Origin of the sequence: Coleofasciculus sp. FACHB-712 (genome assembly GCF_014695635.1) — a bacterium.
In the GTDB taxonomy this organism is placed as follows: Bacteria; Cyanobacteriota; Cyanobacteriia; order Cyanobacteriales; family FACHB-T130; genus FACHB-T130.
In genome coordinates this window covers 1-9,050 of the sequence record NZ_JACJOQ010000228.1, presented here as the reverse complement: position 1 = coordinate 9,050, position 9,050 = coordinate 1, and the positions used below count along the sequence as shown (strand labels likewise).

Here is a 9,050-nt window from a genome sequence, read left to right as displayed (position 1 = left end):
CTCAAGGATCGGGTACTGGGACAGCTGAACGAGCGTCAGGAACGCTATGCAAAGCTGATTCATCAGAGTGGGCGTCAGTTGATGACGGTGGTCAACGATATTTTAGATTTGACCCGCATGGAGACGGGGCAGTTGGAACTGTCGCCAGAACCCGTGAATCTTCTGACAGTGTGCGATCGCGCCTTATCTCAAGCGAGACAACTCCAGACCTTGAAAGACCAACCGGCGACGGGGCATGAACCAGTCAGCAACGCCAAAGAGGAACTGGGTTTTACGCTCAGTATTGAACCGGGATTAGAAACGATTGTGGCGGACGATTTGCGTCTGCGCCAGATGCTCACGCACCTGCTTTCCAACGCCCTCAAATTTACTGAAGCGGGCGGCGAAACTGGACTGAAAGTTAGTCGGTGGGAAGGCTGGATTGCTTTTACTGTTTGGGACACCGGCATTGGCATCCCAGAGGCAAAACAACATCTAATTTTTCAGAAATTCCAACAACTAGAAGACCCGATGACCCGCCGCTTTGACGGGACGGGGTTGGGGCTGGTTTTAACCCAAGGTTTGGCTCGTCTGCACGGTGGGGATGTTTCCTTTATCTCCAAACCTGGTGAAGGAAGCCAGTTTACCCTGCTACTTCCTCCGATTCCGCCGACGCGCAAGGAGGAGGGAAGCCGGATGAAGGCTCAAAAAAATCGGGATGCATCCTTCGCTCCCCATCGTTCATCCTTGAACCGCAATCGGTTGATTTTGATTGTCGAAGCTGCACCCCACTACATCGACCATTTAACCCAGCAACTCAGCAGTTTAGGCTATCGAGCCGCGATCGCTCGTTCCGGGACAGAAGCCCTCGAAAAGGCACGGCGATTTCAGCCACAAGCCATACTGCTCAACCCGTGCTTGCCCCTGCTTTCCGGCTGGGACGTGCTGACTCTGCTCAAATCAGACGACCAAACCTGCCACATTCCAGTCATTGTGACAGCCGCTAACGCCGAAAAAGAGCAAGCCGCCTCCAACCGCGCAGATGGCTTTTTAACTCTGCCAGTCCAGACGGAAACTTTACGCCATAGCCTGACTTGTTTAACCAAGCCAAAGCAATGCACCAACGTTAGCCTGACGATTTTACATCTCACCTCTGTTGAGCAAGCCGCGATAGAATTTTCGCCCACCGCCTTGGGACTCTCGCCAAATCACCGGGTTCTAGAAGCCGACGATCTAGAACAGGCAGAACTTTTGGCTCGCGTTTGGCAGCCGGATGTCGTCATCCTCGATGGTGGGGGTTTAGAAGATCCGCTTGCCTATCTCAAACAGCTTGCCTCACGGACGAGCCTTGCTTCTTTACCATTAGTAACGCTAGATCGCCCAACCACTGAGGCTGCAAATCAAGTGAGCAGTCTTTGTGTCTTTCCCTGTTTGGCAGCGGATGGGAACGACCATACCGCTGCCTTATTGCAGGTGATTCAGATTGCCGTCGGGATGAGCTGTAAGCCCAGCATTTTAGTCGTCGATGCGCGATCGCTAATGGATTTATCTGCAAGCGTCAATCGCTACCCGACAAGCGAAGCCTTCGACCCTCGATTGTTCGCGAAACCCCAGGGGGGCGGCTCGAAGGCATCTCCTCTAATTCACTACCTACAAAAAGCCGGGTTTAGAAGTATACTTTCGCGCTCTTGGACTGAAGTGTTGCGGCAACTTCAACATCAAAACGTTGATTTATTGCTGATCGATCTGGCAGACATGGAGCTAAATCCAGCCTTGATGGAGGCGCTGACTTCCTTGAGACAGATGCCTTTTCTGCCGCCGATTTTGGTGCTGGAGCATCAAGGGGATGGGGTCGATGAACCTACCTCAGAGTTGCCGGAAATCCTCAGCGCGATCGCTACCAAAATTCTGCGCGTGCCCGCCCTATCGATGGCAGAAGTGTTAGACCAAATTCACCAAACCCTTACCCAAGCGACTTACTAGCCTCATCCCCACCTCCCTTTCTCGTTCCCTAGCGCAGGGGAACGGCATTGCCGTGCCTACTAAAAGGTTCGTAGGGGCTACTACCTGCTCAGGTTGTTTACAAGCAGTATCTTTTTATACACCTATTTCTTGGCGTATTTTCCCTTGACAATGCCATAATTCCTTGAGTATATTGCACTAGAACATATGTTCTATAAAGGGCTGTGTTCCCGGTTAGATTGCACCACTTTTTGGTTAATGCAATTTCATATGAAGATCCCCCAATGAATTGGGAAGCTTAAAAAAGCGCGTTTTTGCCTGATTTTCCCTGTTTAAGGAGGAGTTAGGGGGGATCGAGCCTTAACCAAAAAGTCTTGGGTTAGATTGCAACACTCTGCTGTAGGAAATTTACCTGCAACCGAGCAACTTTTTTATGGAGAAAAAGCATGAATAAAGTGGCATCCAAAGACAGCAAAGAACAGATTCTGGAAGCCTTCAAACAACTGATTGCAGACAAGAAAAAAATCGAGTCAAAAATAGCGACCAAAGAACAAGAAGCAGAAAAAGAAAAGAACAAAGAAATTCTTCAAGCTGCTTCCACCTATACGATTGATAGTATTGTCAAAGGTCTAGCCGATCTGCAATTAGAGTTTGGCGGAATTGTTTTTGGACTCTCCGCAAAATTAACGGGTGAAACTTCAAAGTTAGACGAACTAAAACGGGCGCTAGACATTGAAACGCAGCATTTGCAAGAACTTCAGCAAATCAGAGTAGTAGCAGATGCGCTGCACATCTTAACGCAAGGACACCAAGAAAACCTAAAATCCCTTGAACAAAAAATAGCCAGCGAACGGGAAGCACTGGAAAAACAACAGTCTACCATCCGCAAATCTTGGCAAAAAGAACAGGAAGAATTTGAAACGACACTCCAAGAACAAAATGCTCTATTAACTGCCGAACGCCAGCGGGAAGTTGAAGAATATCAATACGATTTAGAACGTACTCGGAAAATAGAGACAGATGAGTACGAAGAAATTAAGCGAAACTTGGAACGGGAATTGCAACAATCTGAAAAAGAGAAAGAAAAACAGTGGTCAGAGCGAGAAAACAGTCTGACAAAGCGTCAAGCAGAATTTACGGAGCATCAAAAGAAAATAGAAGGATTTCCTAAAGAATTGGAGGACGCTGTTAAAAAAGCCAGAGAAGAGGCAATTAAAGACGTTCACCAAGACGCTAAAGTGCAAGCTGATTTGTATGAAAAAGAGTGGGAAGCGACTAAACAAGCGAATGAATTTAAAATTCAATCCCTAGAGCAGACAATTCAAAAACAATCTGAACAAATAACAGAAATGACTGCTCAACTTCAAGCTGCCTTGAAGCAAGCACAAGATATTGCCATGAGAGCCTTTGACAACTCCTCCGCTAAATTAACAGGCACGGAAAAGAGAAATTAGAAATTCGCTTTTATCTGGCTCCATAAATAGCGGTTCTCAAAAATAGGAGATTATCAATGGCAAGAAAACCCAACGACAAAAACACCAAGGCTGAAATCTTAGCGGCGTATGAGGAATTAAGTAAAGAGAAAGCAGCGCTAGATTCGCAACTGAAGCAACTGAATCAAAGTAAACCACCAGCGATTAAAGACAAACAACCATTGGAATCGAGGATAACAATGAATCAGGCTGCTGCGGATCAACAAAAAATGGAGCGGGTAATTGAAAGTCTGGCAAAGCTGCAATTAGGATTCGGGAGTGCTGTCAGCGAGTTGTCAGAGAAACTGACATTAGAAGCTTCTAAGCTACAAGAACTCAGGGGTTCAGTCGCCACAGAGGTTAAACAATTAGAAGAACTACATAATTTAGAAATCGCAGAAGGAATGTTGGATACGCTCATCCAACAGTATGAAGAAAGTTCCAAAACTTTTGAAGAGGAACTTAGCCAAAGACGTGAAAATTTAGAACAAGAAACACTAGAGCAAAAAAACGCTTGGTTCAAAGAGCAAGAAGAACGTAAACGCTCGATTAAGGAGCGCAATGAAACGCAAGCTAAAACGCGCCAGCGGGATGCTAAAGAGTATAAGTACGATCTAGAACTTCAACGCAACATCAACCAGGACGAGTACGATCAAACCAAGAAAGGTTTGTATAAGCATCTGGAAGAATTCCAACAAGAAAAGGAAAAACAGTGGGATGAGCGGGAGAAAGCGATCGCTGAACGAGAAAAACAATATGATGAGGCGAAAGCTAAGGTAGAAGTATTTCCTAAGGAACTGGAAGCGGCTATCAAAAAAGCCAAGGAAGAAGGCAAAGGCATTGCCCATTACCAAACCAAAATTAAGTCTGATTTGTATGCTAAAGATGTGGAAATGCAAAAGCGTTTGCACGAACAGAGAATTCAGTCGTTAGAGGAGACGATTCGCAATCAGGATGCGCGAATTCTCAGTCTCTCGAAACAACTCGATTCAGCCCTCAAGCAGGTTCAGGATCTGGCTGTTAAAGCGATTGAAGGGGCATCAAATGCTAGTTCCTATCAGTCATTGAAAGAAATCACGCTGGAGCAAGCGAAAACCCTCCAGAAAAACAAATAAGATGATTCGTTCGGTTGCATAGATTGTAGAGACGCGAAGCGGTGCTGCTTCGCGTCTCTCGCGTCTCTATAGAGGGAAAATTCTCGCGTCTTTTTACTAACCGAACTATTTATCTGCTGCTTCTACGGCGCAGCTAGCATGCCTCCTCCAAGACCCGCATCGTGCAACCGTTGGGCACCAATATTGCGGCTGAGTACCGCTAGTCCCGCCAAATGCGCTTGCAAACCGGCTGTACTGGCGCAGCAATCAGTCAGTACAAGTGGTTCAATGCCGATATCGAACAGATCCATTGCAATCTTCAACACGCACATATCGGTATCGATACCGACGACAGAAATCCGCTCAATCGAATTTTCGCGCAGGTAGTTCACCAGTTTGTCTGGCATTCCGCACAGTCCCGACTTTGAGAACACAAGTTCTGGTTTGGCAAAGGATTCGAGTTCCGAGACAAGGCTTGTTTCTGCGTCGCTATCGCAGCCGTGCCAGTTCAGAAAGCGATAGTACGGTCCGTCGGACACATTGATAAAGCGTGTAAACAGAATTGGCGCGTACTCGTGACGCTGGAGAAGGCGGACAACACGCTCCGGGATATGATGCGTGAAGTCGTTGATAAAACCAGATTGCACATCGACGATGAGTAATGGCTCGGACATCTAAACGCTTCCCTTCAACAGCCTTGCTTTCTACTATGAGCCGATTATCTCGTAACCGCCCCCTGTAGCCGCATCGTACATTAGAGCGATCGCGTCATCATCTTTTGACTGCACAGCTTTTGACTGCACAGAGAGAATCAATACAATTGCACCCAAATAATCGGGCAATTCCAGCGAGTCAAGCAATTCTTGTTCGCATACCGTGCTATCAATTGCCGCACAACTTCGGGAATGCGACAATTTTATTTTTTTTAATCCACAGTTTTCCTAGCGGAATATAGTATATTTGGGTGAAACCTCTTCAACGCATCCCCGCAACCAGCGTTCGGCAACCGTAATTGCGATCGCTCTGGATTTTCGTAGCTGTTTTAAAATTGGATGACTATCCATGACTGCTTCCCCGTTTTTATTACCTAGCTCTGCTCACCTGAAGCGACGTACATTTTCTCGGCGCTCTCTATTACCCTTAGAGCAGAATTATCTCTGGCAAATTGAGACTGGGGTAGTTCGCACCGTAACCTGGCTCGAAGACGGCACAACCATCACGCTCGGTTTATGGGGACCAGGAGATATTGTTGGCAGAGTGCTATCCAAGGCTAACCCTTATCAAATTGAATGCCTAACGCTGGTAGAGGTAAAAGTTCTGCCGGTTAGCAAGTGTCACGAAGCCACCGAGTCTATGATTCTGCATATTCAGCAATTTCAAGAATTCATAGAGATTCTGCATTGCAAATCGGTGGACGCTTCCCTCCTGCGACTGTTAACTTGGCTGGCGAAAAGGTTTGGGCGTGAAATCGAGCAAGGAAAACAGATCGATTTGCGCTTGACACACCAGGAAATTGCCGAACTCATCGGTTCTACCAGAGTCACGGTGACGCGACTGCTCAATGAATTTGAGAAGCGGGGAATTATTCAGCGCCTGCCTCATCGCTTCATTGTTCTGCAAGAGCAACAGCCATTCTGGCACTACGAAATTTAATCCGATTAAACTACATCCCTTTGAGGGGTATAGAGCGTGAATGGTGAGCGATACAAAAAGTAAAGAACGGTAGAATTCATCGCGGGTGCGCGATCGCTTGGCAAACGAGCGCACCTATCTGGGGTGGATGCGGACAGCGATCGCTTTGATGGGTTTTGGCGTCGTCATCGTCCGCCTTCGCAACTTCTTTCCGCCCCAGGCGCACCGTCCAGGCAATGGTTGGAAGTTGGGTTTAGTCTTCTCTCTAGTGGGTCTGGTAACGGTGCTACTTTGTACTTGAGTCATTGCAGCACCTAACAGTAACGTTGTTTCTACTTAATTGCTCAATTTAAAGAGTATGCGGGGAAGGTCTTGGCGTGTTGGGGTTTGACATAAACTAGCTGCTGGGGTTGCAGTTGCAACTGGTTTAAGCGATCGCGCGTAATATAAGCTGTGACTTCCTGACCATCCTTAAAACGCAACTCAATTTGAACTTCCCAACCTAGATGCACGATGCGGTTGACCTTGGCTGGGGCAGCATTTTCTTCAGGCACCGTATGGATCGCGACATCGTGGGGACGCAAAAACACATGAGAAGTTGGCGACTCCAAGTTCGACAAGCGAAAAATACCAGCAGAACTTGGTAGAACATTCACTGGACCAACGAAACTCATCACAAACGGGGTTGCTGGATGGTCATAAATCTCTGCGGCAGTCCCGACCTGTTCCACCCGACCTTTGTTAAACACCACAATTTGATCGGCAAGTTCCATTGCTTCTTCTTGGTCGTGGGTAACAAACACAGTGGTGACATTTACCCGTTCGTGTAAGTGTCGCAACGAAGCTCGCAGTTCTTTACGTACTTTGGCATCCAAAGCTCCAAATGGCTCATCCAACAGCAATACTTCGGGATCGACAGCCAAGGTTCTCGCCAAAGCCACCCGTTGCCGCTGTCCCCCAGAAAGCTGAGAGGGGTAGCGATCGCCAAAGCCATTGAGCTGCACCAAGTCTAAAAGTTCCTCTACTCGGTGTCGAATCCTGACTTTGGGCGCTTTGCGTAACTCTAGACTAAAGGCAATGTTTTGGCGAACAGTCATGTGTTTAAACAGCGCATAGTGCTGAAACACAAAGCCGATGCCGCGCGATCGCACGCTTTGCTGGGTCACGTCCCGATCGGCGATTCTGATTCTACCGCTGTCTGGAGTCTCTAAACCTGCAATCAGCCGTAATAAAGTGGATTTCCCCGATCCAGAAGGTCCCAAAAGCGCCACTAAAGAGCCACTTTTAATATCTAAATTGACCCCTGAAACCGCCTGAAAAGAGCCAAATCGTTTCGATACGTCTTCAATCAAAATACTCATAGCGACTGTTTCCCAATTTTCTTAACGTGCGGGTTTCCTTGACAAAAAACCGAATTAGGTTAGATGAATCCCTTAAATCTACGGTTTATCGCTCAACTTACTGTACATTTAATACCATAAAACTGAGAACACTTCTACCTGAAGGATGAGGGTGGCTGGTTCGATGAGGAACTCCGTCGGGAAGATCGCTCACGAGAACGTCGCTCACGCTTTGATTTCAAGGCACTGAGGGGCGAGGAGATGCCATACACACGCACTCTTTTCTAATTCCTAAGTGCTGTAAGATTAGGCAATTCAATCTACAGTTTACGGATCAAGATTCCTTAATTTGCGGTCAAAATCTCTTCTAATTCATCTTTTCTAGGCTGGCTAAACAAACTCAGCTAAGTGCGATGAAGAAGGGAAAATCGCATCCTGACGTACCCGTAGAGATAATCAAAAGCCCAGACTACAAGAATCGCATCGCTTCACATCGAAGCCGCGCCATATCTGACCAATGTAGGCGGCAGGACGCCGGAATCTACTGCAACTGAATTTACTTTCACCCCTCGCTCTTAAAAGTCCTAAAAGCGAAGTTATTACTTCGCTGCATCTTGATTCGATGCAGCGTCTTTTTCCGGTGTTTTCGTCCGATTGTCATCGTGAAGACGAATCAAGGGAGACTTCTTGAGTTTCTTCACTCCACTAAGAACCACCAATGCAAATAGCGTTCCAATCAGACTCATTCGCCATAATCCACAGCCTGCGGCTGCTCCCAATCCAGCCGCCAACCAAATAGTTGCGGCGGAAGTTAGCCCCTTGACTTCGGCTTTTCTAAGTGTTTGATGAGATTGTTGCAGAATCATTCCCGCACCCAAGAACCCAACTCCCGTAGCAACGCCTTGGATGGTGCGACTCAGAGCATTGGAAGAAGAAAAGGTATTGTCACCATCCACCTGCAAAGGAATTATTACAAATGCGGCAGCGCCTAAGCTAACGATCATAAAAGTTCTTAAGCCAGCAGGTCTACCAGGCTGCTGGCGGTTCATGCCAATCGCACCGCCAACCAGTAGTGCAGTGGTAAGCCTAAAAGTTACACTCTGCCAATCGCTTGGGCTAAAAAACATCGAACTCATTGCTGGAACTCCCAGAACAACTAGAATACCGATCCCTCAGTCCCCCAACGTACTGATTAAAAACTGGGCTATGGTAGTCCAGTTACTTGTGGCTGGCTAGGCGATATCTTCCCAATTTCACAGTAACTACGGTAATTCGCCCGATTTACTGTACTTTAAAAATCAATTTAGGTTAAAAATCGGTTAAAAGCAACCATAAAACTAAACTTGCGATCGCTCTCTCCGTTTGCAGAGAATGTAGGGGCACCTCTGGTGGGTGCCCTACCTGGAGTGATGTCACCTCCCAGAGGTGCCATGAATGTTTTTACTGTGCGATCGCAAATAAAATAAATGCGATCGCGTCTTGCATCAAAGTATTAGCACTAAGTATTAGCACTAATGCACTGATACAACGACTCCAACCGTTGGTTTAAACCAGAACTGGATAATCCTGAA

10 protein-coding genes and 1 pseudogene are annotated in these 9,050 nt (G+C 47.0%); 6 read left to right on the top strand and 5 right to left on the bottom strand.

Annotated features, from left to right (window positions below):
• From H6F50_RS06535 to H6F50_RS06525, 3 genes are all read left to right on the top strand, one after another.
• Window positions 1-1,962: ATP-binding protein (locus tag H6F50_RS06535; protein WP_190427718.1), on the top strand; the 1,962-nt coding region annotated here is incomplete at its 5' end.
• Between the two features lie 425 nt (window positions 1,963-2,387).
• A complete protein-coding gene (locus H6F50_RS06530) occupies window positions 2,388-3,395 on the top strand; it encodes a hypothetical protein (RefSeq protein ID WP_190427696.1) in 1,008 nt (335 codons plus the stop codon).
• Between the two features lie 56 nt (window positions 3,396-3,451).
• Complete coding sequence (locus H6F50_RS06525) at window positions 3,452-4,528, top strand: hypothetical protein (RefSeq protein WP_190427690.1); 1,077 nt, start codon at window positions 3,452-3,454, stop codon at window positions 4,526-4,528.
• Window positions 4,529-4,650: 122 nt separating this feature from the next.
• Here the strand turns inward: H6F50_RS06525 and H6F50_RS06520 are convergent, their stop codons facing one another.
• From H6F50_RS06520 to H6F50_RS27535, 3 genes are read right to left on the bottom strand one after another with little or no spacing between them, the layout of a single operon-like run.
• Complete coding sequence (locus tag H6F50_RS06520; RefSeq protein ID WP_190427689.1) at window positions 4,651-5,181, bottom strand: isochorismatase family cysteine hydrolase; 531 nt, start codon at window positions 5,179-5,181, stop codon at window positions 4,651-4,653.
• Window positions 5,182-5,214: 33 nt separating this feature from the next.
• Complete coding sequence (locus H6F50_RS06515; protein WP_190427686.1) at window positions 5,215-5,421, bottom strand: hypothetical protein; 207 nt, start codon at window positions 5,419-5,421, stop codon at window positions 5,215-5,217.
• Window positions 5,422-5,448: 27 nt separating this feature from the next.
• Entirely contained in the window at window positions 5,449-5,571 is a 123-nt protein-coding gene (locus H6F50_RS27535) for a hypothetical protein (RefSeq protein ID WP_277878406.1), read from the bottom strand.
• Between H6F50_RS27535 and H6F50_RS06510 the strand changes: the two genes are divergently transcribed.
• Together H6F50_RS06510 and H6F50_RS06505 are read left to right on the top strand one after the other, a co-directional pair.
• Window positions 5,570-6,160, top strand: a complete 591-nt coding sequence (locus H6F50_RS06510; RefSeq protein ID WP_190415949.1) for a Crp/Fnr family transcriptional regulator — start codon at window positions 5,570-5,572, stop codon at window positions 6,158-6,160. The two genes, H6F50_RS27535 and H6F50_RS06510, sit on opposite strands and share 2 nt — an antisense overlap.
• An 85-nt stretch (window positions 6,161-6,245) precedes the next feature.
• Window positions 6,246-6,437: pseudogene (locus tag H6F50_RS06505) on the top strand (DUF202 domain-containing protein); the annotation flags it as partial.
• 46 nt (window positions 6,438-6,483) lie between these two features.
• Here the strand turns inward: H6F50_RS06505 and H6F50_RS06500 are convergent.
• Window positions 6,484-7,500, bottom strand: coding sequence for a sulfate/molybdate ABC transporter ATP-binding protein (locus H6F50_RS06500; protein ID WP_190427684.1), 1,017 nt, complete (start codon window positions 7,498-7,500; stop codon window positions 6,484-6,486).
• 578 nt (window positions 7,501-8,078) lie between these two features.
• Window positions 8,079-8,606, bottom strand: coding sequence for an MgtC/SapB family protein (locus H6F50_RS06495; protein WP_190427721.1), 528 nt, complete (start codon window positions 8,604-8,606; stop codon window positions 8,079-8,081).
• Window positions 8,607-8,822: 216 nt separating this feature from the next.
• Here H6F50_RS06495 and H6F50_RS27530 point away from each other — a divergent pair, with 216 nt between their 5' ends.
• A complete protein-coding gene (locus tag H6F50_RS27530) occupies window positions 8,823-8,945 on the top strand; it encodes a hypothetical protein (RefSeq protein WP_277879319.1) in 123 nt (40 codons plus the stop codon).
• The last annotated feature ends 105 nt before the right edge of the window (window positions 8,946-9,050 follow it).

What these genes read in the sequence shown, in the direction of transcription:
- H6F50_RS06500 (WP_190427684.1), bottom strand. Translation starts at nt 7,500, where the DNA reads ATGAGTATTTTGATTGAAGACGTATCGAAACGATTTGGCTCTTTTCAG.
- H6F50_RS06520 (WP_190427689.1), bottom strand. Translation starts at nt 5,181, where the DNA reads ATGTCCGAGCCATTACTCATCGTCGATGTGCAATCTGGTTTTATCAAC.
- H6F50_RS06495 (WP_190427721.1), bottom strand. Translation starts at nt 8,606, where the DNA reads ATGTTTTTTAGCCCAAGCGATTGGCAGAGTGTAACTTTTAGGCTTACC.
- H6F50_RS06510 (WP_190415949.1), top strand. Translation starts at nt 5,570, where the DNA reads ATGACTGCTTCCCCGTTTTTATTACCTAGCTCTGCTCACCTGAAGCGA.
- H6F50_RS27535 (WP_277878406.1), bottom strand. Translation starts at nt 5,571, where the DNA reads ATGGATAGTCATCCAATTTTAAAACAGCTACGAAAATCCAGAGCGATC.
- H6F50_RS06530 (WP_190427696.1), top strand. Translation starts at nt 2,388, where the DNA reads ATGAATAAAGTGGCATCCAAAGACAGCAAAGAACAGATTCTGGAAGCC.
- H6F50_RS06525 (WP_190427690.1), top strand. Translation starts at nt 3,452, where the DNA reads ATGGCAAGAAAACCCAACGACAAAAACACCAAGGCTGAAATCTTAGCG.